We start from the raw sequence: 24,932 nt of genomic DNA on the forward strand, positions 1-24,932 counted from the left end.
ACCCCTTTCCAGCCGAGGCATCACCCCCCCTCAGGCCAACTGAACAACTCTCGTCACATCTTTGACAGTTTGACGAGTTTCACCCCACGCTTTGAATCATGTGGAAATGACGACCTTTTCACCCTGCAATAACCCCACCCGATTTACCACAAACACAATCAGCAAAAACACTTACACCCGTGTGCCACGGCTGTGTCAGCCGTGCCGAACGTCCATCGACTCTCATTTCAAAGTAGAAGTCTGGGGTCAAGTTTTCTACCTGCCCCCAGCTCTTCCACACATCTCGCCCCCATTTTCGATAATAACCGCTCCCGAAACGCGGCCAGAGAAAACGCCCTCTCAGCGTGCTCCCTGGCCGCATTTCGCATTCTCACGCGCACCTCTCGATCCCCCAGCATCATCAAAGCCGCCACATACCCGTCCACATCCCGACACAACACCCCCGTCCCCTCGACCACCTGCTCACAAAACCCACCCCGCGCATCCACCACCGGCACACACCCCGCTAGCATCCCCTCCGCCACCGTCCGCCCAAACGACTCCGTCACCCCCGGCTGATGATGCAACAACACATCCCACCCCGCCATGTGCTCCCGCGACTTAAAAGACGCCTCATAAAAAACTGCCCGCCCACCAACCGCCCGCTCGATCTTCCCTCGCAACTCCTGCGGACACCCCACAAACTCCCACCGTACTCCTGGACACCTCACAGCCAGTTCCCCATAAAACCCCACCAGCTCACCAGGCCACTTACTCCCCACCGGCGTCGCAATCCGCCCCACAACCAACTCCCCACTCGCTGGCCGTTTCTCCCCACTCACCCCCGGCACCCCCTGCCACAACACAGCTTCCCGCGACACCCCCACCTGCTTCGCCAGCCACTCCGAACAACAGACAACCTCCTTCGCCCCGGCAGCATCCACCTTCGAATGCAAATACTGGATCGACCTCCCGCCCCACTTCAGAAAGTCGACATCCACCCGCGACCGCGCCGCATTATGCATCACCACCACCTCCGGCTGCACCAGGTCCAATAACTTCTCCCCCACCCGCGACGCCCGATAAACCCCACACCCATCAAACGCCTTCAACGTCTCCGCAGTCACTGCCGACAAAAACACCACATGATGCTCCCACTCCGGCAACGCCCGACGAACACTCCACGCACAACCCCCCGTCCCCCCACAAACCGTTCCCACATTACAAACCTGCATCACCCGCATCTGCTCTTCTCTTTTCTCATATCCCTTCTCCCCCGGGGAGAAGGTGGCAGCGCTTCGCTGACGGATGAGGGACCTCTGCGAATCGAATAACGCACCCATTACGTCCCTTCTCCCCCCGGGAGAAGGTGCCCAACGGGCGGATGAGGGCATCACGCCAACCAGCAGCCTTAAACTCAACAAACTCCCGAGGGCAACTCACCACTCAATTCCGAAGCCCTCTCCCACCCGCGTTCATCCACGCTTCACTCTCTCCAAAAACACCCCCCGATCCCGCTCCCAAACTTCCCGCCGCTCCCCCAACCCCCGAGTCGTCCGATGCCCCAGATGCACCACCGACAACCCCTCCACCACTTGCCTCGTCTCGCCACGCCGACACAGCCGCTCCTGCAACTCCGTATCCGACCAATACACTCTCATCCCCTCATCCACACCACCCATCTCCAGAAATAACTCGCGACGCATCCCCCAGCACCACCCCTCCAGAAACCGCGTCGTACTCATCTCTCTCAACTGCTCCCGACTCACCCCCCGCTCCTCGCGCCAGGCAACCCCCACCATCCCCGCGCCCCCCTCCAAAACCGGCTGCACCAACCGCTCCACCCACGCCCCCGTCGTCACCGTATCATTATTCAAAAACACAACGACCTCCCCCCGCGCCACTCCCGCCCCAAGGTTCCAGGCCGCCGTCACCCCACGATGCTCCCCCAACAACATCACCACCCCCGCCTCACAAGGGATCACATCCTCCCGAACTCCCCACCAAGTCCCATCATCAATAACAATCACTTCCACATCCCCAGCATGATAAGCCAACAAAGACTCCACGCAGGTTCGTGTCAGCTCCTCACTTCCAAACTGCGGAATCACCACACTCACCATGCCCCATCTCCCATCTGTGTTGATCTGCGTTTATCTGCGGTTCAATCCTCTCGCTCTCCCTCCGCGACCTCTGCTCCCCTCAGCGCCCTCTGCGTTCCAACCTCTCTCCTCCGGGTGCCACTGGCTGTGCCAGTGCTCTCCCAGGCCTCGCCAACACCTCCACCTCCTCCCCCTTCCACTTCGGCGGCAACACATCCCTCATCTCACACAACCCCACCTCCCCGCGACCACCCACCTGCGTATAGCGCCCCCGTGTCGTCTCCCCCTCCGGATCCCCAATCACGTCCCGCAGTTCCCGACACACCTGATGAACATCGCGATAATCGAAATGGTCATTCATCCGACTCCCCGGCGTCACCGAAACGAGTTCCAACCCCGCCAGCGACATCGCCCGCCGTGACAACCTCAAAAACTGCACGACTCGAAAATAATGCTGATCCGTCTGCACCGCCGACATCAACGGCTTCTGCTCATCAAAGTGATACTGCTGAGGCCTCTCCATTTCTTCCAGTTGCGCCATCGTCATCCCCGCCGCCTTGCATGCCTCGACAAACGTCTTCAGCGTCCCGCGACGATCATAGTTCACCCCCAGCGTCTGCCCCGCCGCAATCAAATCCTCACTCGGATGCACCTGCATATCACACCCCGCCAGGTAAATCCGACGAAACCCCAGCTGATACAAAATGTCGATCGCCTGCACGAAACTGTCCTGCCAGTCGACAATCTTCTGATGACTCGGATGCACAAAGTTCGCAAACCCCCGCTGATCATCCCCATCAAACAAATACAGATTCGGCGACTCACATACCTTGAACGTCGTCTCCGGCACCAGATCCATCGCACGTCGTCGCGCCACAAACTTCATGATCGAGGTGTCCAGATAAACACTCCGATGAAACCGCGACGAAGGATCATACGCCGTCCAGAACGTCGGCCGAATCAAATGTGTCCCCGCAAGATTGACCCCCATCTTCGCCGTCGGCGTCCTCGCAATCTCCTCCACAGGTAACCCCGATAAACTCGGCCCACCCCCCACCAACCAACAACACGAAGTGAAAGGCCCCGCAAACCGATGAGCCAGATTCACACCCTCGACCCGCTTCTCCGTCGTCATCTGAAAAAACACGTTCTATTCCCCTCCCAGGCGAGCGGGGGGTGTCAACCCCTTGTCCCTTGTGCGACCAACCCAAATCACCACTCCGAGCACGCCAAACCCAACCTTCTACTCTCCTCCGCGACCTCTGCTCCACTCTGCGAGCTGCGTTCCAGTCTTCTTCAGACCGCACCCTCAAATCTCAATCGACTCCGCCTCACTCACCCCATCACTCACCAACCCCGACACCTCCGAGCTCAAACCACTCGACGTCACCCCTTCAGAAGAAACTTCCCCCTCACCCGAAGAAGACCACCCTCCCGTGCCACCACTCGACCATCCACTGCTTTCCTCGCTACTCCACAAACTGCTCCCACCGCTCGACACATCGTCGCTCTCACCGCCACCCGAACTCTCCTCCGATGACCACCACCCGCTCGACTCTGACGACCAGCCCCCGCTGCTCCCTTCACGACTCTCCCCCGAACTCATCTCCGATGACCCCAGCGAAGAAGCTCCCGACGACCACCCCGAAGAAAGCAGACTCGACGACTCCTCCCCCTCATCGCTCGACGTCCCCTCGCTGCTCGAACCGCCAACCCCGTCACTACTAACGCCGCTACCTTCCGAATCAACCTCAAACGTCACCACATCCCCGCCATACCCCTCCGGCGGGTTCCTCGGAATCTCAAACCGCTCATCATGCTCCGGCTCCGGCCACAACACACGCGGATCGTCCGGCCCCGTCTCGATCACAAACCGCGGCGCATGATCAAACAACACCCGCACCGTCTCAATCGTCGACGAGAATAGTTCCTCCCCCTCTCGATCCAGCAGCCTCAGCCTCCCCATCCACGGCAAGAACGTCTCCGTCAGCGGCAGAGTTTCCAACCGATACCGATTCTGTGGCTGGCTGTAACGACGAAAGAACTCCTCCGCAAACGCCTTCGCATCCAGCCTCGTCCTCACCCAGGGAATCCACATCCGTATCCGACGATCCCCATACATCGCCCGACTCGCCGGCTGCACATAATGCCCGCGCCATCGAAACGCACGCTGAGCCAGCTGCCCGGACATCTCCGGCAGGTCGTACACATAATCCCCCGTCAGCAACAATCGATTGAACAACGTCTGATGATCGCGCGACTCCTCCAGCCGCAGCACATCCACCCCTTCCTTCAACGTCAGCATCACCTCCCCAGGAGGCCGCGTGAAGTAAAACTTCCCCTGCGCATCAACACCCCAACTCGCATTCCCCGCCCGCACCGCCAGGTCTTTCAAGATCGACCTCAACGACTCCTCACCCCGAAACTTCAACGATGAAACCCGCCCAGGCTCCTCATCGATATCACACCACCCCGCAGGCATCTGAATTCTCGTCGACGGCAACGCATACTCGGTCATCAACGTCTCAACTAATCCCGGCACCGACGCCGCCAGATCAAACGTCTCATCGCCATAATCGGGATCATCATGAAAAGGATCAGCCACCCCAAATCGATGCGGTCGCCCCAACCCACTGATACCCGCAGCCCCATTCGCAAACCCACCCGGAAACACCTCTCCCAGTTCAACACTCATCCCGTTCAGCCGCACCACCATCTCCGCCGGCGACGTCGTCTCCCGACTCTCGACACGCCCCAAATACCACCGCACCCCCGCCTCATACTCAAACGCCACCCACTCCCCAATCTCGACGAGTCCCCGCTCCCCAAACCCCACCTTCAGCCGCAACTCACCGTCCCCACACCCACCCTGCCGATGCAACTCAAACCAACACCCCGAAGTCACCCGCGCCGACAAATCCGCCCGCGGCTCCCCCAACTCCCGACCATAAACCAACACCCGCCGCGCGAAACTCATAATTCTACCTTCGACCAAGTGTGCCACGGCTGTGTCAGCCGTGCCGAACATCCATCGACTCTCAACTTCAAACCGCCTGGTGACTCTGCTCACTTCCCCCGAGGTACACTTCTCGCTCCGGTGTGCCACTGCTGGCTTGCCCAGCAGTGCTCTCCCAGTGCCCCCTAACGCCTAGCGCCTAACGCCCAGCGCCTACCCCATCACCGGATCATGCGCCCTCAACACCATCGAATACGTAAACAACCACGGGTTCGACAAATTCGTCTCCAGCCTCACCAGACTACAATCGCGATACTGGCGACGTTCACCACTCACTTCATCCTGGTACAGCACCACCTCACACAGATCCTCCGGCCCACTCGGATGACACGCCGCCCGCAACGCTTCCAATTCCTCAAGCATCTCCTGCTCACTGAGTAGCAACGTCTCTCCCTGCGACCCGATCTGCCCCTCGATCAACAGATCAACCCCATTCCGACTCTGCCCCGTCACCATCTCTCCATCCCGCAACGGCACCTTAAACGCCTGCGAATCAAACCCCTCCTGAATCCGCACCCGAGTCACCGGCCGCGGCAACCAATAAACCACCCCACCACGCACCACCCCCGGCCTAAACGTCATCATCTGTCTTTCTCCTTCTTATTTCCATCCCTTCTCCCCCGGGGAGCTGTCTCCGTCCCTTCTCCCCCGGGGAGAAGGTGGCAGCGCTTCGCTGACGGATGAGGGACCTCTGCGAATTGACTAACGCTCCCAACAATGCCCGTTCTCCCTTGAGGAGAGAAGGTGCCCAAAGGGCGGATGAGAGTGAGGCATAGGCACTAACCGACTCCCACACTCTATCGACGACACCAGACACCGTGTGCCACGGCTGTGTCAGCCGTGCCGAGCCCACAACCAACTTAATTCTCCAATCCCACGGCCGACACGGCCGTGCCACACCCCCTCAGTCCCACGTTGCGCCTTCGCGCCTTCGCGTTAACTCTGGGTCTCACCCCCTCCGCTGCCGCAACCGAAACCCCTGATACTGCAAATCCCTCACCACATCCCCCACCTGCCCGCCACCCACATGAATCGCAATATCCCCATACTGATGCACATTCTGCGTACTGCTCGAAGTCGCGGGCTGCTGGCTCTGCATCGGGTGCCACTGGCTCTGCCAGTGTCTTCCATCACTACCATCTCGCCCCTGATTCAGCCGCGATAACTCCGCCAGCCCCAACCTCGCAACCGCCTCCCGCTGCAACACAAACTCCCCCGCCGTCAACATCGCCGGCACTTGATCAATCCCCGCAGGCCCCATCACCAGCCCACCCGAAGCATACCCCGCCACGCGGCTACTATTCACCCGAGGCAGTGCCGCCCCCGCCGTCGGTGCTGCAACGCCACCACCCCCGACCGCCCCCAGACTCGCCAGTTGCGCCCGTACCTGCATCGCCATCGCACTCAACATCGACAGCGCCTGCATCGCCGGAGAAACATTCAGCGTCACCGTCATCCCACTCAGCGCCGACACCTGCCCGCTCACTCGCGACAACGCACTCGACAAACTCGACAGCGTCCTTTGACTCGAAGCCAGTCGCGCAAACGGCTGCGTCAACTGCGACCCCATCTGCGAGAACCGCGACACCTCCCGCGACAACCCCGCCAGCTGCTCCCGCGCCGAAGTAACCTCCCGCTGCAACCCGGAACTGTCCCCCAGAATCCGAACCGTCAACGACTCCAAAAACTCCGCCATGATCAACCTCCAGATCCAGATTCAACGCCAATCCGCGAAGACGCAAAGAGAAACAAGACTGGAACGCAGAGGTAACAGAGGAATGCAGAGTACGCAGAGAAAAACTCCGTCCCTTCTCCCCCGGGGAGAAGGTGTCAGCGCTTCGCTGACGGATGAGGGATTTCTGCGAATCGCCATCACGTTCCCATCTCTCTAAGTCACCCTTCCCCTTCTCCTCCGCGACCTCTGCTCCCCTCCGCGCCCTCTGCATTCCAGTCCCTCTCCCCTCAAACCCGCGAAACAACCGGCTTCACCTCAAAGTCCCGCCCCGTGAACGAGATCACGTTGTACTCATCCCCCTCGCTCATCCGCAGCGTCTCACGATACACCTTCCCAAACACAATCTTCTCACTCGCCACCCCCGCCGGGTCGGTCACCGTGAACTCCAGTCGAAACGTCTCCGGCTGCCCCGCTGACGATGTACTCACCAGGTTCGTTCCGGAGGCAAACGTCAGGAACTCATACAACTGCAGCGGATCTCCCGAGCTCGCCGACTTCCCAATCAACTGCGTCCACTTCGCCGTAAACGAAATCGCGACCGACTCATCGTCTCCCCGACGAAGATGCCCCGCCGCGATCGACCCGCGATCCTTGACCTCCACCGTATTGACCCGCTCCGTCCAACTCAAATCCCCTTCATCCAGGAGCACCACCAACGACAACGCCGTCGGAGTCGTCCCATCCTTCAACACCATCTCCGCATCCCGCAAATTCCGCACCAGATTCGTCACCGCCATGGCTGCCCTTTCTTGGCGTCCAACTTCAAATTGGCCCGCACTCTGATTTGTTTGAAATTAGGAATTGGAAATTAGAAATTGGCCGATCCGCTTCGCCGAGTTCCCAGACCGACTGACAGATGGCGAAGCCTCCCGCTAATTTCCAATTCCTAATTTCCAATCCCCCCAAACATCCCCTCACACGTCACCACCCCATGCGACAGCCCTGGCTGTCGACTCGCCCCCTGCCCCTCGACCATGGTCCGCGCCTGGGCCTCATAAAGCTTCAAATACCCCACAACCGGCGACCCCGCCCGCTGAAAATCTCTCACGAGTAATGTTCGCAATGACAGCAATTCACACGCCTCGTCCATCATCCCCCGCAAGACCCCAGGCTGCTGACCATGACGCGAAAACAGATGCACCACCGCCGACACATTCACCATCGGCAATGACGTCGCCCGCCCCCGCCGACGCAAACTGCTCTGCACCCACACCTCCGCCCACGACGTCAACTTCGATGTCTCCACCAGCATCCCCGGAAAGATCGTCACCACCTCCGGCGAAAACTGATGCTTCCAGTACGCCTGCAAACTACTCTCAATCGCCACCCGCTCATGCCGCCCCGTCATTTTGTTTCTCCCCTCTCCTCCCGTGTGCCACGGCTGTGCCAGCCGTGCCGAACGTCTATCCGCTCACTGTCTTGTCATGAGTCACGAGTCGTGAGTCATGAGGTCCTGCCAACCCGTTGTGCCACTGCTAGCTTGACCAGCAGTGCTCTCTCAACCCCGTGTGCCACTGGCTACGCCAGTGCTCTCCGATCTTCCCCAGCGCCTAGCGCCTAACGCCCAGCGCCTCCCTCTCCCAACGCCCTTCTCACCATCCCCACCGGCTCCATCTTCGAAGTCCCATACTCCACAAACGGCAGATACTCCACCCGATTCACCAGATCCACCTGCGTCACATGCACATCCGAGTAAACACGAACATCGCCATCATCGCCACCGACACCCGACGCCATCCCCACCCAGGCCTCCCGAGTACGCCCCGTCTCCACCGGCTGCAACTCCACAATCCTCCCCAACACCCGCCCGACAACAGAAGAAACAACCCCCTCCCGCAACTGTCGCACATCAAGTCCCTCTCCCGACGACTCAACCTCCACCCGCATACTCAACATCAAAAAATCTCCTATTCTGCCCCTTCTCCCCCGGGGAGAAGGTGGCCGAGTCTTCGAGGTCGGATGAGGGACCTCTGCGAATTTAAAGACGCCCCCAACCCCGTCCCTTCTCCCCCCGGGAGAAGGTGCCCGAAGGGCGGATGAGGGCAACGCGCCAACAACCCTTCAACAAACAAGTCGAACTCCCGAAGGCACCCTACCACTTCCTTCCGACCCTCACCCCCGCCGCCCCTCCAACACCGCCACACTCTCCCCCACCCGCATCCCGGCCACCCGATACCGCTCCCCCAGCCACCTGATGAGCATCACTTCCCCCGCTTCACACACCGGCAACTCCCGCGACCTCACTCTCACCGAAATTCCCGACGTCTCCCCAGCCCCCACTGCCTCCCCCACCACCGGCGAAGCAACCGCCCGTACAATCCCCGTCACCTGGGAAACCCGCTCGGTCTCGATCACCCGAGCCAACTCCACCACCATCCCCTGCGAAACCACCACCAACTCCACCACCTGCCCCCAGTCCAGCAGAGCAAGCTCGAACGTCTCATCAGTCATCGTCGTCTCCCAGCTAAGTCAAGGTATTAGGTATTAGTCATTAGGGACTAACCAATCCACTCCACCGGCTTGATACGGAATGAGCGAAGCCTCTGGCTAAGCCCTAAGCCCCAATACCTAAGCCCTAAAGCGAAGCGCCCACCGTCACCACCCAACACCCCATCCCCTCCAACAACCTCTCATAATGCCCTCGCGCCTCAATGAGCGCCTTCAGATTGCTCCCCCGATCCCCGCTCGGCCCATCTCCACCGACGTCATACTTCATCGCCGCCAACTTCCCATCCCGCAGCAGATTCATGATGTCCAGATCAATCTGCGCAATAATCCCCCGCACCTGCGACTCACTCAGCGCACTCCCCTCCACCCCATCCAGGCTCACCAACTCCTCACCCGCCATTCGTCCCTCCCGTAGGGTCCGCTGTGCGGACCGTTAATCAACTCGCATTTCATCATGAGGCAGGAAGGCTCCACTCAGTGTGCCACGGCTGTGTCAGCCGTGCCGAACGTCAAGCTGGACACCGCTCGCGCATCCCCACAGCCGACACGGCCGTGCCACACCTCGTCCTTCCCCCCAGCGCCTAGCGCCCAACGCCCAGCGCCTCCTCCACCCCCCTCACCATCTCATAAGCCACCAGCCGCTCCTGCTCCTGGCGACTCAACGACACTAGCTCCTCACTCCGCATCCCCCACCGCTCACACACCCGCAGCAGGACATACTCCATCGACCGCGGCGACGTCATCCACTGCCCGAGCTCCGGCACGACTCCGCTGGAAAAAAATCCGCACGCGACTCCTCAGCGCGCGACGTCACCTGGTTCGTGAAGTTCGTCACCTCCTCACACAACCAGACCACCTCCCCCATCGTCACCCCCGCCTGCTCCATCTCCTCAAACAGCTGATCCGCAAACGCGCTCCAATCCCCATCGACCGCCGGCTCAACGCTCTCCCAGCTCACGTTCGGGTCCTCTTTGAGCCCCTGCCACAACACCAGCATCGCCAGCCGCTGCTGATACTGCTCGACACTCGCGACATACGAGGCATCACTCCGATCCTCCCGCACAACCGCCTGCCCCGACGCATCCCGCATCGGCTTCCCCTGCGCATCCCGCGCCACTCTCACCGGCACCTCCGGCTGCACAATCCCCTTCTGACGCAACCACACCCCAAACCCCAACGGCAGCGCGGTCACACTCACCTCATGCTCACCCCCATCCCCCCGCCGCCAAAGCAGAACCTTCACCCCTCGCCCCCGCAACACCTTCCCATGCAGCTTCATACGCTCTCCCGTAGGGTCCGCTATGCGGACCGTTGATGTCCATGTTTGTCATAAGGCATGAGTCACGAGTCATGAGGAAAAGCCCCCACACCTCGCGACATGACCCCGGGAGGGCGAGGCTCCGTCCGAGCCGCTGTCCCGCGTTGCAATCAACCACCAGCGAATCGACGACGAACGACGTGCAAGAGACAAACCGTCGAGGCCATCATCACCTTTCACATCGCTCATGTTTCGCAACGCAAAGATCCAGCTCACACAGAGGTTCGCCCTCCCGAACAAAGGCATAAACCTCACGATTCATGCCTTCTCTCCGGCCAAGCCCTAAGCCCCAATCCCCAAGCCCTACTACTCCCCATCCACCTTCGTCACATACACCGTATCGACCGCCGAGACCCCGCCGAAGTACCGCGCCTTCACCCGCAGCACGACATCCCGCTCGAACGCCGCCTGGCTGTCGCTGTTCTGCAGGAACGTCTGCACCGGCCAGATCTCCGTCCACAAAAACTGACGACGGAAGTCACCCACGTACCAGTCATTGACCGCCTGCCCACCCTGCTCATCAATGAACGGCGAACTCAACACACTCATCGAAGTCCCCAGCGGATTGGCCGTCACCATACGACCATCATCCCCCTCCACTTCAATCTGCGTCGCATTGACAATCGACAGCGCCGTCCCGCGCAATCGCTCCGGCACCAGGATCTGGCGCGCCGGCGCGACAATCGGCCGACTCGTCCCATCAATCCGATCATCGCGCACCTGCGTGGCCCGGTAATGCAGCACCTTCTCGACATCCTTCCAATCGGTCAGCGGAACCGCCGCATTAAACGATGTCGACGTCGTGTTCCCCGACCCCACCCAGTTCCGCAGGCTCCCGTTCGTCGCATACAGACTCGTCCCCGCTCCATTCGGACGATAGACGAATTGATCAATCGCCGCCTCCGCATCCGTCACCGCACGCACAATCGTCCGCTCGCGTTCCTGGCGCAAATAGTACCCGAGCGCCATCGCCCGACGATTGATTTCGCCCGTCTGATCAAAAGCAATCAACTCCTCGCTGATCGACAGAATGCGACCCTGTTTAGCCTCCTGGCTGACGACATACTTCTCCGCGAATGTCGACTCCTCATACGGATGCCCTTCATGCACCTGCTCAGGCCCAGCCAGCGCCTTGAACCCTGCAATCTTCTGCGACCGAAACCGCGAAGGCTGCACCGTCACCAGCTGATCACCAATGAACCCCGCCTCATCCTCATACCCTTCAATGACCTTGCGACCAATCAGCTCCCCCGTCATCACCTGAAACAGATGCGTCCGCACCCCCGGCCCCGATTCCCGCAGCAGATCTCCAGGCGACGACAGCCCCGCCTCGCGCAAACTCCGCAACCGAGGCAGCACGCCACACGCCTCCGCCAGCTCGTAATAACTGAAATCATCCGTCGTCAACTGCTTCTCATTGAGCAGCTGACAAACCTTCTGATAAAACCCCTCCGCCCCCAACGACTCCACCAGATCCCGAACATTCTGACCACGCATGTTTTTTCCTTCGGAAAAAGGCGCTAGGTATTAGGCGCTGGGCGCTAGGAAAACCTGCTTCGCCACGCCGCCAACAGCTAGCGCCGTTGTGTTTGATTTGACTTTGTTCCGGGTGCCACTGGCTATGCCAGTGCTCCCCCCTCTCTCCCAGCGCCTAGCGCCTAACGCCCAGCGCCTTCTCCCTACCCCACCTGCCCGTTCACATTGCTCGACCCGCAATGGAACGCTGAAGCAAACTGCACCCGCAACTTCGTATGGCCACTACCGCGATATTCAACACTCCGCGCAATCGCATTCGCAGCACTGCTGACCGTCTCCAGCTGCTGATTCATCAACAGCGAAGTCCCTTCATCCGGCCCCAGCAGTCCGCCAACTTCATAAGCCGCACTCGCGACATCGAACTCATAGATCGACATCGGGCTGACATCCACCGAAATCGGCTCCGTCTCTCCCGCCGCTGAAGGCTGATGGGCGACTCCCAGAAACTTCGCCGTAAAATTCCCCTGCGTCGTTGCCAGGTTGGTCGTCCAGGTAAACGCAGACGCCGGCTTGGCATCATCCGTATCCAGCCAGACCAGATCCCCCGCCTCGATCACCGTCCCCGCATCCACCCGCACCTTCCGCAACTCCACCGCCCCACTCCGAAACCGCACCCGATTTGCCATCGTCTGTCGTCCATTTTGAACTGAAATAACTTTGCTTGTCATGAGTCGTGAGTCACGAGTCATGAGGAAAAGCAACAAACCAAAACCTCATGGCTCACGACTCGTGACTCATGACTGTCTTCCAACGCCCAAGCACCGTGTGCCACTGGCTATGCCAGTGCTTCTCCTGCTTTCCCAACGCCTAGCGCCTAACGCCCAGCGCCTCTCCTGATCACCGCCACAATCTCCGCATCCCGCATCCCCACCTCTTCAACCCGACGAGCCGAACTCACCGGAGAAACCACCCGCAGCTGCGCCACCAGCTCACGTCGTTCCCGGATCAGTTCGTCCCGCTTTTGATCACTCTCCGCCTCCATCAGCATCCGTCGAAACACAGGCGTGATCGCCGACTCCGGCAGCCGACTTTTCTCCAGCATGACCTGCACCCGCGCAGCCTGCCCACTCTGCTCCTGCAGCTTCTCCGCCGTCTGCTTCCATCGAGACACTTCCCGACGCAGCAGCGAAAGCTCCTCCATCACAACCGGCTCCGCATCCCGCAACCGTGACGACGTCTCCGCAGAGGGACTGATCTCGCAGATCAATTCCACTTCGCCCATCTCTTCATCAACGGACTCTTCCAGCTCATCACCAGCCCACTGCATCGATTCCCGCAGCGTCTTCGTCGTCGCGGGATAGCGCACGACATCCACACTGATCACATCGACAATCTTCTCGACCCGCCTGCCATCCCGACTCCGCACCGCCCGCACGACGTGACTCATCCCCACGTCCGGCAGCAACTGATCGACCAGCGACAAAAACAGATTCCCCGCCACCGACTCGCGCACGCAGATATCCCCGACGACCTTCCCCTCTTCAAACCGTGGCGACTCAATCATCCCCACAAGCTCCTCGTCACCCCGTACCCCCGGCTGATGACTCTGCTCATGGTGATCCAGATACACCGGCTTCCCGTCATAACAGACGACCGCATCCCGCAGCGCCATCTCTGTGTACGAGTACCCATTCCGCGAAGCCTGCCCCGCGAGCACAATCCCCTTCACCACCCGCGACCCCGCTTCCCGCAGCAGCTCACCCCAGACATCCCCCGCAATCATCTCCGTCAACACTTCACTCTCGCGCCTCATATTCAACTCACCTCCCAGGCATGTGTGCTTTTCTTGTCCCCTCACCCTACGTGAAACCGTTGCGCAAATTGCCTCTCACTGAGCCTGTCTACGAACCCTCACCTCACAACCCCCCGGCATTTCCCACTGTCTACTTTCTCCCCCGACTTCTAAGACACTCAGTCTGAAAATCAGGTTTTCGATCAACCAACACTCCCCCACCCCGTGTGCCACGGCTGTGTCAGCCGTGCCGAATGTCCGATCAAGCTCCATTTCCACTCCCAAGGCGATGCATGCGCACTTCTCCAGATTTACCTAACGCCTAGCGCCTAACGCCCAGCGCCTCTTCCTCCTGCTTGTCTGGTCCGCTATACTCTCCCCTTCCCCCAAAAAGCCGTCCACACTCCCCCCTTCTGCTGCGTCTGACGTAGCGTTGAAAGCCTCCCATGACCGAGTCGCTCAAGGGCAAAGTCCTGCTCGCTGGCAAGTTTCTGCGCGATCCCAATTTCTTCAAAACAGTCATCCTCGTGCTCGAACATGACGACACCTCCGCCATGGGCCTAGTCATCAACCGCCCTTCCAACGTCTCCGTTGCTCACGCACTCGCAGAACACTTCCAGCTCCCCGCCACCAGCGACCTCATCTACGTCGGCGGCCCCGTCGAACCAACGGCACTCTGCATGCTCCACAACAAGACGACCCCCGAGCTCGCTCCCCACACCCTCATCCCTGGTGTTGTCATCGCCAATAGCGCCGAGATGTTTGAAGACATCGTCCAACAGGCCTGCCAGCCCAAGAGCCCACGCCGCTACCGCATCTTCTCAGGCTACGCCGGCTGGGGCGCTGAACAGCTCGAAAGCGAAATCGAACGCGGCGACTGGTACATCCACCGCGCCTGCGCCGACCACCTCTTCAACCACGACCCCTACACTCTCTACGACATGCTCCTGTCCAGCTTCGCCAAATCCCACACCACCTTCGCGATCCCGCGCGAACACGTCGAGTGGAACTAAAGAAAATTGAACCGCAGATAAACGCAGATGGACACAGATAATTATTTATTTGAAGCCGAAACGCGCGAGATCATCGAATGCGCGTACGAGGTGTCGAATATCCTGGGGCACGGGCTACTGGAAAAGCCATATGAGAATGCTCTTGTGGTCGAGTTCTTGAGGCGTCGCATTTCGGTTCAGCAGCAGATCACTTTCGATGTGATGTATAAGAGTATTAAAGTTGGTGAGTATATCCCCGATCTAATTGTCTTTGAGAGAATAATCGTCGACACAAAGACGGTGGAAAATCACCAATCATGAAGTCGGCCAGATGCTCAACTACCTGAAAATCACGAACCTGCAAGTTGGTTTGATTTTGAACTTCAAACACGCCAAGGTCGAATGTCGACGAGTTGTCCGTACAAAATAATCCTTCTTATCTGTGTCCATCTGCGTTTATCTGCGGTTCAATCTCAGGACTTTTCATGCACCACGAAACTATCACTATCGCCTGCCCATCCACCGGCACTTCCGCCTCGATTGTTCCGACCCGCGGCATGAACTGCATCGAGTTCAGCACCGTTTTTGGGGGCGAGCTGGTCGACGTCATTGATGCTGAAGATGGATTTCTTTCCGGGCAGACGCGCTCGACGCGATCAGGGATTCCCATTCTCTTTCCGTTTCCCAACCGGATCGAAGACGGCAAGTATTCCTGGGACGGCAAAGACTACACGCTGCCGATCCAGCCGGGGCGTAAGCATGGGATGCACGGGTTCTGCTTTGATGTCCCGTGGCGTGTGATTGAGAAGACTCAATCGTCTCTGACGGCTGAGTTTCAGCTGTCGGTTGATGCCCCAGATCAGTTGAAGAACTGGCCTGCGGACTGTCTGATTCGTCTGACCTATGAAGTCACGCATCACAAATTGATTTCGAAGTTCCACATCGAAAATCCTGACAAGAAGCCGCTTCCCTGGGGACTCGGGACGCATGCCTATTTCAAGGTCCCTCTCGTCAGTTTCTCGGCCCCTGGCAACTGCCTGGCCCAACTCCCCGTCGCGAAGCAATATGTCCACGTCAACGAAATCCCGACGGGTGAATCGTCTCACACCGAGCTGATCGATCGACTCGTCGAAGGCGAATATTACGACACCCTGAAACTCGATGACCTCTTCTCGATGACCCCGCCACCGGCCGGTCAGCTTTACGAAACTCGCTTGGTCGACGAGAAAGCGGGCATCGAAATGGTCCAGCGCTACAGCCAGGAATTCGAGTTCCAGGTCATGTTCACCCCCGAAGGTCGCGATTGCATCTGCATGGAACCTTACACCTGCATGTCAAACGCGATCAACATGAAGCTGCCCCCGAAAGAAACCGGCTGGCAGGTGCTGGAACCAGGTCAGTCAAAAGATCTCTACATCGAGCTCGAAGTGCAGAAGGTGGTTGTGTAAATCGAAGAGCGTTTCACCACGAAGAGCCTCTCGGGGAAGGCCTCGCGTTCTTCGTCCTGAAGGGACGATTTCTACCAGCCCAGGGTGAAACCCTGGGGATATGGCAACAACAAAACGCACCGTCCTGTAGGGACGGCTCATGGTGAACTCCGCGTTGACCCACCCCTTCAGGGTGGTGACGTTTGCTTGCCCTCTCACCCAGGGTTTCACCCTGGGCTGGTTGAAAACGGCCCTTCAGGCCTGAGACTCAGACTTCAACAACACGTCTATTCAATGATGATTCCCATGCGACAATTCCGTGAACCGACCGCCGTCTCCCTCACTCGCGACAACGGCGTCGCGAGGATTGTCTTTGAAGGTCCCAAGGGAATCCAGACGCTCAGCCAGCAGACCCGTCTGCAATTACGCTCCTTGCTGGAAGAAGTCTCAAACGATGAAAGCATTCGCATTGCGGTCTTCGAAGGTAGAGGGCGAACCTTCATCGCAGGGGCCGAGATCTCTGAGTTAGCGGAACTCGATGAGACGTCTGCTTACGAGATCGCGCGAGAAGGTCAGGCGCTGATGCAACTCGTCGAAGATCTGCCGTTCGTTACGATCGCCGCGATCAATGGGGCCTGCGCGGGTGGCGGTTGTGAACTCGCGCTGGCGTGTGACTTGCGAGTCATCGATGAGAAAGCCGTCATCGGCCTGCCGGAAGCGACTCTGGGCATCGTCCCCGGCTGGGGTGGCACCGTACGTGCCCGTCATCTCCTCGGCGAGGCGAACGCGAAGTGGTTGACGATGACGGGGCAGTTACTCTCGGCCAGTGACGCACTGCGCATCGGCCTTGTCAATCAGGTCGCCGCGGAAGGAACGCTGGGCGAGATTGTGACGACGCTGTTGTCTCAACTCCGCAAGCCTTCGCCATCTTCGCAGCGACAATTGAAGCAGCTTTATCGCATGATGAGTCGCGTTGATGCGACATTTTTCGAAGCGGAGGCTCGCACCTTCGCAGAGTGCTTCAGTCAGGGGCAGGCAAAAGATGGCCTGGCTGCCTTCGTCGAAAAACGCCCCGCGGAGTGGGTGTAGGGTCCGCTGTGCGGACCGTCAATGGACTCGCAATGACAATTGGAACATGCAACATCGCGAACAGTAGGAACTCGAATCTCAACTTGCAATGAAAGCGAATTAACGGTCCGCACAGCGGACCCTACACGTGAGTTGGCGTCGCGTCCTTCACATACTGCCTCACAATCTTCCCGTCATGCAGTTCGATGATGTGATCACCTGGGCGCAGGTGGATGTGGTCGTGGGTGACGATGATGACCGTTGTTTGCTTTTGCTTCTGGAGTTCACGCAGATAGCCCATCACGATGGCGCCGGTCTTCGAATCGAGCTCGCCCGTCGGCTCATCTGCGAGGACGAGGGATGGCTCTTTCAACAAGGCCCGCGCGATTGCGACACGCTGCTGTTCGCCGCCGGAGAGCTGGCTGGGGTAATGGCTAAGTCGATGTCCGAGGCCGACCTGCTTGAGATAGTCAACGGCGCGTTGCCTGTCTTCGCTGCTGACTCCGACGGGCATTTCGGAAACAAGGACATTGTCGACGGCGGTCAGTTGTTTCAGCAGGTTGAAACTTTGAAAGATGAACCCGATCTCCTCGCGTCGGAATTTGTTCTTGCGAGTCGAAGACCATGTGGAAAGATCTTCGCCATCAATCAGCACACGACCCTGACTCGGCAAGTCGAGCGCGCCAATCAGATACAACAGCGAGCTCTTCCCGCTGCCTGATGGTCCAATGATGAACGTGAACGAGCTTTCCTGGATGTCACAGGTCAGATCGTCAACGACCGTCAGTTCCTCGTCGCCGCTGCGATGTCGTTTGGTGATGTGTTCGAGTTGGACTTGCATGGGAGGCCTTAGGTAGTAGGGCTTAGGTAGCCCTGTAGGGTCCGCTGTGCGGACCGTTAATCGACTTACAACAACGATGACTCGTTGTGAAGAGTAACGACAAGTAAAGGCACGTTTTCTATTTGTAACGAAGCGAATTGACGGTCCGCACAGCGGACCCTACATGACCCAAGCCCTATCCTCTTCGGATCGCATCCATGGGGGAGCGGGTCGCGGCCCAGTAGGCGGGGTAGAGGCCGCCGAGGATGCCCATGAGGATGCTGAAGGTGATCGAGTAGATAAGGAGTTCCGGGCCAGCATAGAGTTGGACGCGGTCCGGGAAGTTGTGGTTGATGACCTGCACGGCGATCCAGCCGAAGACCGACCCGAAGACGCCGCCGACGGCTCCGAGGAAGGCGCTCTCGGACACGACGAGCAGAACGACATTGCCGACCGACCAGCCATTCGCGCGGAGAATCCCGAATTCGATGACTCGCTCGGTAACGCTCATGAGCATCGTGTTGATGACTTGGACGACGGCGATGAAGACGCCGATGCTGGTCATGAGGAAGAGGAACAGGTCGAGGTCTTCGGTGAAGCTGTCGATGCGCGAGGCCCATTGTTCCGCTGGTTTGACTTCGAGCGGGCTTTCCATCCCGAGCGGCTGCGTGACAGAGGCTTTCGGTTGCGACGATGCGGGCGGACTGCCTTTGAACATCTTGTCGAGATTGTTCATCGCTGACTGGACGGGGTTCTCGGTGCTGGTCGTGGTGACTTGCTGGGCGATCGTGAGAATGGTCGAGGCTTTGTAGATGCCCCATTCGCGGTCGGTGAATCGCTTTTGAATGACGGCGGCCAGTTCAGAGGCTTTCTCTTTGCCTTGATCATGTTCGATGTAAAGACTGGAAACGATGCCGGGGTTAAAACCGGTGAGGGCGCGGAAGACATCGATATCGGTCAGGAGCGCGACATCGAGCAGGAGCGAGCCGGTGTGATACAGGCCGACGATGGTGAATTTGAGGCCGTTGACTTCGAGCGGGTCGCCAACTTTAACTTTGAATTCTTCTGCGACAGATTTGCTGATGACGATGTGTGGCTTGCCGACGTCTTCCTCGCTGAGGAAGCGGCCTTCATAGACATCGCCTTTGTAGAGGGTCGTGCGAAGCTGATTGCGTCGGGCGATGTCGGTGCCGCAGAGCAGACGTGGTGGTGAGATGATGGTCTCGCCATTGATGATGTTGACCCGAGCCCAGCAGTCCGCGACGACGGTCGTCACATGGGGCATCTTCTCGATCTCCTCTTTCCAGCTGGACGGGATCGTCGAGAAGAGAGGAATCGGTGCGCCACGCTGCATCGCGATCAAGCCGGGGACCCGGTCGAGGGTCGAGTTGACGACCCGGTTGAGCCCTGCACTGACGGAGAACAGGCTGACCATCGCGAAAATGGCGACGGTCATGCCGAGGACCGCCAGACTCGTGCGGACGGGTCGTGCCCAAATATTGCGAAACGCCAGTCCAAACACCATGCCGGGGAAAATCGTGGCGGGGGAAATCATCGAGTCTCCGAAGCAAACAACTGTCTGAATTGTCACGGCATCAGCCGCTGATGATACACGAATAAGTATAGGCGACCGTGCGAGTAGAAACACTCCGCAACAGTGAGAACGGTTTCAGTGAGGAGGAGTTTCCCACGGATGAACACGAAGAAACACGGATGAGAGAGGAAGAGAAATGAACCGCAGATAAACGCAGGTGAACACAGATGAGAAGCTGTTGTGGCGGTGACGGGTGTGAGGTGGCGTGGATGATGGAAGGTGGCTGGGGTGAGGATTGGTCGCTTACTTAATTTGAGTGCGATCTGCGCGCAGAACTGGGGTCAGCTAGAAATCCTGACCCCGGCCACCCGCCTTGGGAGTGGAAATGGAGCTTGATCGGACATTCGGCACGGCTGACACAGCCGTGGCACACGAGGGGGAATGTTTCATTTTAGAAAAGTGATTTTCAGACTGAGTGTCTTAGAAGTCGGGGGAGAAAATAGACAGTGGGAAATGCCGGGGGATTGTGAGGTGAGGGTTCGTAGACAGGGTCAGTGAGGGGCAATTTGCGCAACGGTTTCACGTAGGGTGAGGGGACCAGCTTTTACTCATCACCCAGGAAAGGTTGTCGAAGATGTCATCGGTATCGAAGCATGCGTCGCGTCATGTGCAGGCGATTTGTTATCGCACTTATCCCGGAGGACTGTTGGAGGTGACCCGGCCGGTCAAGGTCGAGAATGAGTTTGGGTGGGAAGTGCGAGTGCCAGCCCGGTTTCTAACGGACGGGGCGTCGATTCCGCGTCTGTTGTGGCCGATTGTCGGGCATCCGTTTCAAGGGGAGTTTTTGCAGGCGGCGGTGGTGCATGACCTGTTGTGTCACCATGCGTGGCTGCTGGGGTCTTATCAGCATCGCGTGATGGCGGATGCGTATTTCTTCTGGCTGCTGACAGAGTTGAAGGTTTCCTGGTGGAAGCGGACGGCAATGTATCTGGCGGTGCGGCTGTGGGGGCGCTGGTGTTATCGACCTAAGAATATTGATCACTTTGTGGAAGTCACTAAACACGCGACGGAGATGGCTCAGATCATGACAGAGAAAAAAGCAGGAGTTGGCGATGCGACGATTTCAATGGTGTGTGATGACGATGATGATTTTGGGGCTGGGCTGCTCGATGAGCCTGATGAGCCATCGGGCTCAGGCACAGCCGTTGCGAGTGAACACGCTTGAGCAAAGCTGCTCGGGGAACTCCTGTCAGTACATTCGCGGGCAGGGAGTTTGTGCGCCGATCTTTCAGCATGGGCGGGATGTGTATTGCCTGACGGTTGCCCATGTGCTGACCGGGGCGCAGCAGATCAGTGTCGATGGTCATGTAGCACAGGTGGTACATGCCGACATTCAGCAGGAGATTGCGCTGCTCAAGTTTCAGTCGGACCAGCGGGTGCCAGTTGTGCCGACGAAGTTGAGACAGACGGTCACGTCGCGGAGCGGGTGTTTGTGGACGTTTGATGGGAATCAGACGGTTCGCAAGTGTGGGCCTGTGCAAGGGGATGTCATTGGGTTGAATGTGGTGCCGGGGCAGTCGGGATCGCCGATTCTCAATGAGCAGGGACAGCTAATTGGGCTGGTGCATATGAGTAACGGGAAGTTTATTCCCTGGTCTCGTTATGAAGCGATGCTGGGTCGACTGGGGTGTCTTCCGGATTCAGCGGTTAAACATGCCGACAATGGGGATGTTCACTCCGTGCCGGTTTCGGCGTCTGGCCTGCTTGAAGAGCGTCTGGTGAAGGTCGAGAGACTTCAGGCGGAGTTGCTGGTGACGATCAGGTCAATGCCGGCGACGGTGGATGGGTCGCGGGTCGATGAGCTGGAGAAGACGCTGCTGGCGTTGACGCGGGAGCTGGAGGAGTTGCGGCCGCTCAAGCAGAGGCATCTGCAGTTGTTTGACAATGCCGGGGCGATGACGGCGGATGTGGTGTTGTCGCCGGGGGATCCTATCAAGATTCAGTCGAAGGTGCGGGTGAATGGGGAGTGAGGGGGTGGTCCTGCCGTTCATGGCTGGATCGGCGTCGCCGACAAGATGCAATGCCATACGCGGTCGAACGGGACTCACTGCGTGAATTAGGAATGGATGCGTATGGTGACGCTTCTTGTTCGCTTTGCGAACCCAACCGTAAACGGGTGGGCCACCCGGGGATTTTTGGCTGAGAGGTGATAGCGAGGGTGGGGGCGTTATGAAATTCGCAGAGGTCCCTCATCCGTCGGCGAAGCGCCGCCACCTTCTCCCCGGGGGAGAAGGATCGGGAGAAGAGCTATGAGCAGTAAAAGTAGTGCGGGTAGTGAGCCTGCGAGATTGATTTTTGATGTTCCGGCCGTGGTGGTCGGGGAGTCGAGTTTTTGTGTTCCTTGCAAGGAGAACGAGCGTATGGCGGATCCTATTGATCTTCCTCCTAATGTCCAGACGAACCTTTTGACGGCGGCTGTCAACGCGCATCAATCCGCGATGACGGTGGCTGAACAGGGGTTTGTGACGGCCAACAACATTTTGAACAAGGCTGCTGTCCGCAACTTTGACGAATTGGGGACGTCCGAGAGCAAAGCGATCGAGACCGTTTCCAAAACTGCGTAGGCAGACAGGCGATGACGGCAGCGACCGGCCACGGGGGGAGGTTCTCCCGTGGCCTGGGTTTTGGAGTAGGCGCTGGGCGTTAGGCGCTAGGCGCTGGGAATACAGGGGACGCGAGAGTTGTCGCGAATGTCGACGAGGCTGTTCTCTTTTGCTTTCCTAGCGCCTAGCGACTAACGCCTAGCGCCTCATTGAACACACATTGACGGTCCGCACAGCGGACCCTACGGGAGGAAGAATGGATGCGACGGGGTTGTTGGAGTTGATCAGTTTACAGCAGCAGCAGGTGAAGGCGTTTGTGGAGTTGAATTCGCGGTTGGTGGATTTGTTTGTGGAAGGGTATAGCGATGGAGACTACGCCAGGTACGACAAACTCCTCCGGGAGCGGAACACCGATTCGGCAGAAGATCGCGGATCGCACGATTGAGGCGATGAGCTTGAAGCAGAAGCTCAAGGCGGCTTTGCATGCCAGCACCGTGCAGTCGATGCGGGCGTTTCAGGGGCAGACGTTGAAGAATCTGAAGCGGAATTCGGAGGCGGCGCATGAGGCGGTTTATGGAGCGAGCGGGATGAAGACCGGCGATGGCGGGGCAGTGAGCGAGAGTGATGAGATGGGGCCGATGATCCTGGGGGACTACAACGTGCATCAGACGACGTCGACTCCTGCGCCGAGTGCGACGAAGCGGTCCCTGGCGGGCGAGGCGGTCAAGCTGGCGATCGCGGCGGGGATCGCGACGACAGGGGTCGGGCTGCCAGTGGCGATTGCTGTGCAGGCGCTGTGGCCGAAGAAAGATGTGGTTTTGCCGGGGGCGACGAAGTCCTTTACGGATGCGACGATCGAGATCGTTCTGCCTTATGAAACAGCCCGCAAGGTGGAGCGTGGACAATGAGTGAGGTCATCAATCCTTCTATGCGTAGCAAATTGGCGCTGGGTGAGGTGTGGGATGCGGGAACGCCTCAGGGTGTCTATCGAGGGCGCATCAATGGCAGTCGCGAGTGGACGGCGATCAACAATCCGACGTTGACAACGGGGCGGGTGCGTACGGCGTATACGTTTCCGAATGGAGCGAATGCCCGTCTGGAAATCGTGCGTGACAATGCTTTGTGGTTGCCGGCGAAACTGACGTTCTCGGTGTGGATTCGTGTCGTCTATAACGCGTGGACGGCCGGGCGGCAGTGGCTGACATTAATCGATGTCTCAGGAAATCAAATGCATCAGTTGCGGATTCCGATGCCAGGGGATCTGTTTGGCAATCCGCATTATTCGGTGCAGTATCGCTATCAGGATGGAGCCTCGGCTCGCGTTCTGAACTCTGCAGCGAATCTCGTCACGAGCGGGGTTTGGACTCACATTGTTGTGCAACATGATTTGACAGTCGGGACTTCGAATCTTGCGCGTCTGTGGGTCAATGGCGTTTCCTACGACAGCACATTGACTGGTCTGCAGCAGACGATGAGCTTATCGAACAATGTTGTCATCAACCGGGCCAACGATTCATCCCCGGTTCAGACCGAGGTTCAAGTGGAGCAGCTGATGCTGTTTCCCGGACAGATCCTTTCCAGCGAGGACGTTTTGCAGATTTATAACGGCGGGCAGGGTCGTGCGTTTGGTGTGCATCGTGTGATCCCCGTGGAATTTTCCAACAGCATGATCGGATAATGATGCCAACACGAAGTCAGTCTCATATTGTGATCTATCGAGCGTTCAATACGTTGACGGGAGCTTTGCAGGCGGGGGATGTCGCGAATCACTCTCTGCAGTGGAGTCGAGATGGTGCAGCGGCGAGCGCGATGACGAATGCTCCCGCCGCTCATGCGACGGCGGGGTTCTATCAGGTGGCGGTCTCGGCGAGCGAAGCTGATTGTGAGATCGGGACGCTGATTGGGATTTCCTCGACGTCGTCGGTGCTTCTGGAGAAGGTCAGTATTGCGTATGACCTTCCGGTGAGGCTGGCTGCGAGCCAGTCCCTTTATGCGCCGTCGAAGGCTGGTGATGCCATGTCGCTGACGATGTCGGCGTTGAACGCTGTGGGAGAGCAGTTGAGCGATACGTTGACGGAGCCGCTGTCACTTTCGATCGACGGGTTTACGGGGACAGCGCTGGCACAGTTGCGGGCATTGCCTGTTGTGACGCAGACGCCGATGGTGATGGAGGGGTTAATCACGCTGGTCCAGGGGGATGACTACTTCCATGCTGATGGAAGGTCGATCGTCTTGCTGGATACGACTGGACAGTGGCCGGAATTGAGTGGCGGGTCGGTGGAGCTTTTGATTCAGGGTGGCGACACATCGCTGGCGATCAGCGGAAGTGTCTTTGGTGAAGAGGCGCAGGCGGAGGTTCGATTTGAACTCGAGTCCGAAGAGACAGAGCAACTGGCGGGAGTGTTTGATTATCAGATCGTCGCGACGCTTGAGAGCGGACGGCGTGTGACGTTGCAGTTGGGGAAGTTGAAAGTGGTTTCACGAGTTCAGTAAGAGGCTGTCTTCTCATTCCATTGCTTCCTGTTGTAGAAGAAATTTTCACCGCAGAGGTCGCGGGGGGACGCAGAGGAAGAGAAAACGAACCACGGATGAACACGAAGAAACACGGATGAGAAAAGAGAA

The 24,932-nt window shown here is 58.5% G+C and carries 26 protein-coding genes and 1 pseudogene; 10 read left to right on the forward strand and 17 right to left on the reverse strand.

The window, feature by feature from the left end; translation table 11 throughout:
• Positions 1 to 227: 227 nt before the first annotated feature.
• The 15 genes from SH248x_RS16455 to SH248x_RS16525 all read right to left on the reverse strand — a co-directional run bounded on the left by SH248x_RS16455 (position 228) and on the right by SH248x_RS16525 (position 13,887).
• Entirely contained in the window at positions 228 to 1,322 is a 1,095-nt protein-coding gene (locus SH248x_RS16455; protein WP_459555391.1) for a glycosyltransferase family protein, read from the reverse strand.
• A gap of 132 nt (positions 1,323 to 1,454) precedes the next feature.
• Positions 1,455 to 2,102: a glycosyltransferase family 2 protein gene (locus SH248x_RS16460; protein WP_459555392.1), complete on the reverse strand. Its 648-nt coding sequence runs from the start codon at positions 2,100 to 2,102 to the stop codon at positions 1,455 to 1,457.
• Between the two features lie 79 nt (positions 2,103 to 2,181).
• On the reverse strand, positions 2,182 to 3,228 hold the full coding sequence (locus SH248x_RS16465) for a hypothetical protein (protein ID WP_459555393.1): 1,047 nt from the start codon (positions 3,226 to 3,228) through the stop codon (positions 2,182 to 2,184).
• 162 nt (positions 3,229 to 3,390) lie between these two features.
• On the reverse strand, positions 3,391 to 5,058 hold the full coding sequence (locus tag SH248x_RS16470) for a hypothetical protein (RefSeq protein WP_459555394.1): 1,668 nt from the start codon (positions 5,056 to 5,058) through the stop codon (positions 3,391 to 3,393).
• Positions 5,059 to 5,250: 192 nt separating this feature from the next.
• Positions 5,251 to 5,682, reverse strand: coding sequence for a hypothetical protein (locus SH248x_RS16475; RefSeq protein ID WP_459555395.1), 432 nt, complete (start codon positions 5,680 to 5,682; stop codon positions 5,251 to 5,253).
• A 364-nt stretch (positions 5,683 to 6,046) separates the two neighbouring features.
• Entirely contained in the window at positions 6,047 to 6,793 is a 747-nt protein-coding gene (locus SH248x_RS16480; protein ID WP_459555396.1) for a hypothetical protein, read from the reverse strand.
• A 266-nt stretch (positions 6,794 to 7,059) separates the two neighbouring features.
• Complete coding sequence (locus SH248x_RS16485) at positions 7,060 to 7,569, reverse strand: hypothetical protein (protein ID WP_459555397.1); 510 nt, start codon at positions 7,567 to 7,569, stop codon at positions 7,060 to 7,062.
• Positions 7,570 to 7,718: 149 nt separating this feature from the next.
• A complete protein-coding gene (locus tag SH248x_RS16490; RefSeq protein WP_459555398.1) occupies positions 7,719 to 8,180 on the reverse strand; it encodes a hypothetical protein in 462 nt (153 codons plus the stop codon).
• Between the two features lie 209 nt (positions 8,181 to 8,389).
• Positions 8,390 to 8,728, reverse strand: a complete 339-nt coding sequence (locus tag SH248x_RS16495; RefSeq protein ID WP_459555399.1) for a hypothetical protein — start codon at positions 8,726 to 8,728, stop codon at positions 8,390 to 8,392.
• A 216-nt stretch (positions 8,729 to 8,944) separates the two neighbouring features.
• Positions 8,945 to 9,283, reverse strand: coding sequence for a hypothetical protein (locus SH248x_RS16500; RefSeq protein WP_459555400.1), 339 nt, complete (start codon positions 9,281 to 9,283; stop codon positions 8,945 to 8,947).
• Positions 9,284 to 9,407: 124 nt separating this feature from the next.
• A complete protein-coding gene (locus SH248x_RS16505) occupies positions 9,408 to 9,680 on the reverse strand; it encodes a hypothetical protein (protein WP_459555401.1) in 273 nt (90 codons plus the stop codon).
• A 339-nt stretch (positions 9,681 to 10,019) separates the two neighbouring features.
• Positions 10,020 to 10,559, reverse strand: a complete 540-nt coding sequence (locus SH248x_RS16510) for a hypothetical protein (RefSeq protein WP_459555402.1) — start codon at positions 10,557 to 10,559, stop codon at positions 10,020 to 10,022.
• Positions 10,560 to 10,904: 345 nt separating this feature from the next.
• Positions 10,905 to 12,095, reverse strand: a complete 1,191-nt coding sequence (locus SH248x_RS16515) for a phage major capsid protein (RefSeq protein WP_459555403.1) — start codon at positions 12,093 to 12,095, stop codon at positions 10,905 to 10,907.
• A gap of 182 nt (positions 12,096 to 12,277) precedes the next feature.
• Positions 12,278 to 12,760 carry a hypothetical protein gene (locus tag SH248x_RS16520; protein ID WP_459555404.1) on the reverse strand — a complete coding sequence of 161 codons (483 nt, stop codon included), beginning with the start codon at positions 12,758 to 12,760 and terminating at the stop codon, positions 12,278 to 12,280.
• 188 nt (positions 12,761 to 12,948) lie between these two features.
• Complete coding sequence (locus tag SH248x_RS16525) at positions 12,949 to 13,887, reverse strand: hypothetical protein (protein WP_459555405.1); 939 nt, start codon at positions 13,885 to 13,887, stop codon at positions 12,949 to 12,951.
• A 425-nt stretch (positions 13,888 to 14,312) separates the two neighbouring features.
• Between SH248x_RS16525 and SH248x_RS16530 the strand changes: the two genes are divergently transcribed.
• From SH248x_RS16530 to SH248x_RS16545, 4 genes and pseudogenes are all read left to right on the forward strand, one after another.
• Complete coding sequence (locus tag SH248x_RS16530) at positions 14,313 to 14,879, forward strand: YqgE/AlgH family protein (protein WP_459555406.1); 567 nt, start codon at positions 14,313 to 14,315, stop codon at positions 14,877 to 14,879.
• A 27-nt stretch (positions 14,880 to 14,906) separates the two neighbouring features.
• A pseudogene (locus tag SH248x_RS16535) lies at positions 14,907 to 15,288 on the forward strand (GxxExxY protein).
• A 55-nt stretch (positions 15,289 to 15,343) separates the two neighbouring features.
• Positions 15,344 to 16,306, forward strand: coding sequence for an aldose 1-epimerase (locus tag SH248x_RS16540; protein WP_459555407.1), 963 nt, complete (start codon positions 15,344 to 15,346; stop codon positions 16,304 to 16,306).
• A gap of 285 nt (positions 16,307 to 16,591) precedes the next feature.
• A complete protein-coding gene (locus SH248x_RS16545; protein WP_459555408.1) occupies positions 16,592 to 17,374 on the forward strand; it encodes an enoyl-CoA hydratase/isomerase family protein in 783 nt (260 codons plus the stop codon).
• 121 nt (positions 17,375 to 17,495) lie between these two features.
• On the opposite strand, the gene SH248x_RS16550 is transcribed toward SH248x_RS16545, so the two are convergent.
• Complete coding sequence (locus tag SH248x_RS16550; RefSeq protein ID WP_459555409.1) at positions 17,496 to 18,194, reverse strand: ABC transporter ATP-binding protein; 699 nt, start codon at positions 18,192 to 18,194, stop codon at positions 17,496 to 17,498.
• A gap of 175 nt (positions 18,195 to 18,369) precedes the next feature.
• Positions 18,370 to 19,728, reverse strand: coding sequence for an ABC transporter permease (locus tag SH248x_RS16555; protein WP_459555410.1), 1,359 nt, complete (start codon positions 19,726 to 19,728; stop codon positions 18,370 to 18,372).
• Between the two features lie 613 nt (positions 19,729 to 20,341).
• Here SH248x_RS16555 and SH248x_RS16560 point away from each other — a divergent pair.
• The 6 genes from SH248x_RS16560 to SH248x_RS16585 all read left to right on the forward strand — a co-directional run bounded on the left by SH248x_RS16560 (position 20,342) and on the right by SH248x_RS16585 (position 24,803).
• Entirely contained in the window at positions 20,342 to 20,932 is a 591-nt protein-coding gene (locus SH248x_RS16560) for a DUF1353 domain-containing protein (RefSeq protein ID WP_459555411.1), read from the forward strand.
• On the forward strand, positions 20,820 to 21,737 hold the full coding sequence (locus tag SH248x_RS16565) for a Do family serine endopeptidase (RefSeq protein WP_459555412.1): 918 nt from the start codon (positions 20,820 to 20,822) through the stop codon (positions 21,735 to 21,737). Before SH248x_RS16560 ends, SH248x_RS16565 begins: the two co-directional genes overlap by 113 nt.
• 390 nt (positions 21,738 to 22,127) lie before the next feature.
• Entirely contained in the window at positions 22,128 to 22,331 is a 204-nt protein-coding gene (locus tag SH248x_RS16570; RefSeq protein WP_459555413.1) for a hypothetical protein, read from the forward strand.
• Positions 22,332 to 22,675: 344 nt separating this feature from the next.
• Entirely contained in the window at positions 22,676 to 23,218 is a 543-nt protein-coding gene (locus SH248x_RS16575; RefSeq protein WP_459555414.1) for a hypothetical protein, read from the forward strand.
• A complete protein-coding gene (locus tag SH248x_RS16580; RefSeq protein WP_459555415.1) occupies positions 23,215 to 23,988 on the forward strand; it encodes a LamG-like jellyroll fold domain-containing protein in 774 nt (257 codons plus the stop codon). The genes SH248x_RS16575 and SH248x_RS16580 overlap by 4 nt, the downstream gene beginning before the upstream one ends.
• Positions 23,988 to 24,803 (forward strand): hypothetical protein, encoded by an 816-nt coding sequence (locus SH248x_RS16585; protein ID WP_459555416.1) that lies wholly within the window; start codon positions 23,988 to 23,990, stop codon positions 24,801 to 24,803. The genes SH248x_RS16580 and SH248x_RS16585 overlap by 1 nt, the downstream gene beginning before the upstream one ends.
• Positions 24,804 to 24,932 lie beyond the last annotated feature (129 nt).

Source organism: Lacunimicrobium album (genome assembly GCF_052161635.1).
Taxonomy (GTDB): Bacteria; Planctomycetota; Planctomycetia; order Planctomycetales; family Planctomycetaceae; genus SXPC01.

Coding starts and splice junctions, on each gene's coding strand:
- SH248x_RS16510 (WP_459555402.1), bottom strand. CDS start 10,559: ATGAAGCTGCATGGGAAGGTGTTGCGGGGGCGAGGGGTGAAGGTTCTG.
- SH248x_RS16545 (WP_459555408.1), top strand. CDS start 16,592: ATGCGACAATTCCGTGAACCGACCGCCGTCTCCCTCACTCGCGACAAC.
- SH248x_RS16525 (WP_459555405.1), bottom strand. CDS start 13,887: ATGAGGCGCGAGAGTGAAGTGTTGACGGAGATGATTGCGGGGGATGTC.
- SH248x_RS16480 (WP_459555396.1), bottom strand. CDS start 6,793: ATGGCGGAGTTTTTGGAGTCGTTGACGGTTCGGATTCTGGGGGACAGT.
- SH248x_RS16455 (WP_459555391.1), bottom strand. CDS start 1,322: ATGGGTGCGTTATTCGATTCGCAGAGGTCCCTCATCCGTCAGCGAAGC.
- SH248x_RS16485 (WP_459555397.1), bottom strand. CDS start 7,569: ATGGCGGTGACGAATCTGGTGCGGAATTTGCGGGATGCGGAGATGGTG.
- SH248x_RS16585 (WP_459555416.1), top strand. CDS start 23,988: ATGATGCCAACACGAAGTCAGTCTCATATTGTGATCTATCGAGCGTTC.
- SH248x_RS16470 (WP_459555394.1), bottom strand. CDS start 5,058: ATGAGTTTCGCGCGGCGGGTGTTGGTTTATGGTCGGGAGTTGGGGGAG.
- SH248x_RS16505 (WP_459555401.1), bottom strand. CDS start 9,680: ATGGCGGGTGAGGAGTTGGTGAGCCTGGATGGGGTGGAGGGGAGTGCG.
- SH248x_RS16530 (WP_459555406.1), top strand. CDS start 14,313: ATGACCGAGTCGCTCAAGGGCAAAGTCCTGCTCGCTGGCAAGTTTCTG.
- SH248x_RS16570 (WP_459555413.1), top strand. CDS start 22,128: ATGGCGGATCCTATTGATCTTCCTCCTAATGTCCAGACGAACCTTTTG.
- SH248x_RS16565 (WP_459555412.1), top strand. CDS start 20,820: ATGCGACGATTTCAATGGTGTGTGATGACGATGATGATTTTGGGGCTG.
- SH248x_RS16540 (WP_459555407.1), top strand. CDS start 15,344: ATGCACCACGAAACTATCACTATCGCCTGCCCATCCACCGGCACTTCC.
- SH248x_RS16475 (WP_459555395.1), bottom strand. CDS start 5,682: ATGATGACGTTTAGGCCGGGGGTGGTGCGTGGTGGGGTGGTTTATTGG.
- SH248x_RS16495 (WP_459555399.1), bottom strand. CDS start 8,728: ATGTTGAGTATGCGGGTGGAGGTTGAGTCGTCGGGAGAGGGACTTGAT.
- SH248x_RS16460 (WP_459555392.1), bottom strand. CDS start 2,102: ATGGTGAGTGTGGTGATTCCGCAGTTTGGAAGTGAGGAGCTGACACGA.
- SH248x_RS16520 (WP_459555404.1), bottom strand. CDS start 12,760: ATGGCAAATCGGGTGCGGTTTCGGAGTGGGGCGGTGGAGTTGCGGAAG.
- SH248x_RS16515 (WP_459555403.1), bottom strand. CDS start 12,095: ATGCGTGGTCAGAATGTTCGGGATCTGGTGGAGTCGTTGGGGGCGGAG.
- SH248x_RS16500 (WP_459555400.1), bottom strand. CDS start 9,283: ATGACTGATGAGACGTTCGAGCTTGCTCTGCTGGACTGGGGGCAGGTG.
- SH248x_RS16560 (WP_459555411.1), top strand. CDS start 20,342: ATGTCATCGGTATCGAAGCATGCGTCGCGTCATGTGCAGGCGATTTGT.
- SH248x_RS16580 (WP_459555415.1), top strand. CDS start 23,215: ATGAGTGAGGTCATCAATCCTTCTATGCGTAGCAAATTGGCGCTGGGT.
- SH248x_RS16490 (WP_459555398.1), bottom strand. CDS start 8,180: ATGACGGGGCGGCATGAGCGGGTGGCGATTGAGAGTAGTTTGCAGGCG.
- SH248x_RS16555 (WP_459555410.1), bottom strand. CDS start 19,728: ATGATTTCCCCCGCCACGATTTTCCCCGGCATGGTGTTTGGACTGGCG.
- SH248x_RS16575 (WP_459555414.1), top strand. CDS start 22,676: ATGGAGACTACGCCAGGTACGACAAACTCCTCCGGGAGCGGAACACCG.
- SH248x_RS16550 (WP_459555409.1), bottom strand. CDS start 18,194: ATGCAAGTCCAACTCGAACACATCACCAAACGACATCGCAGCGGCGAC.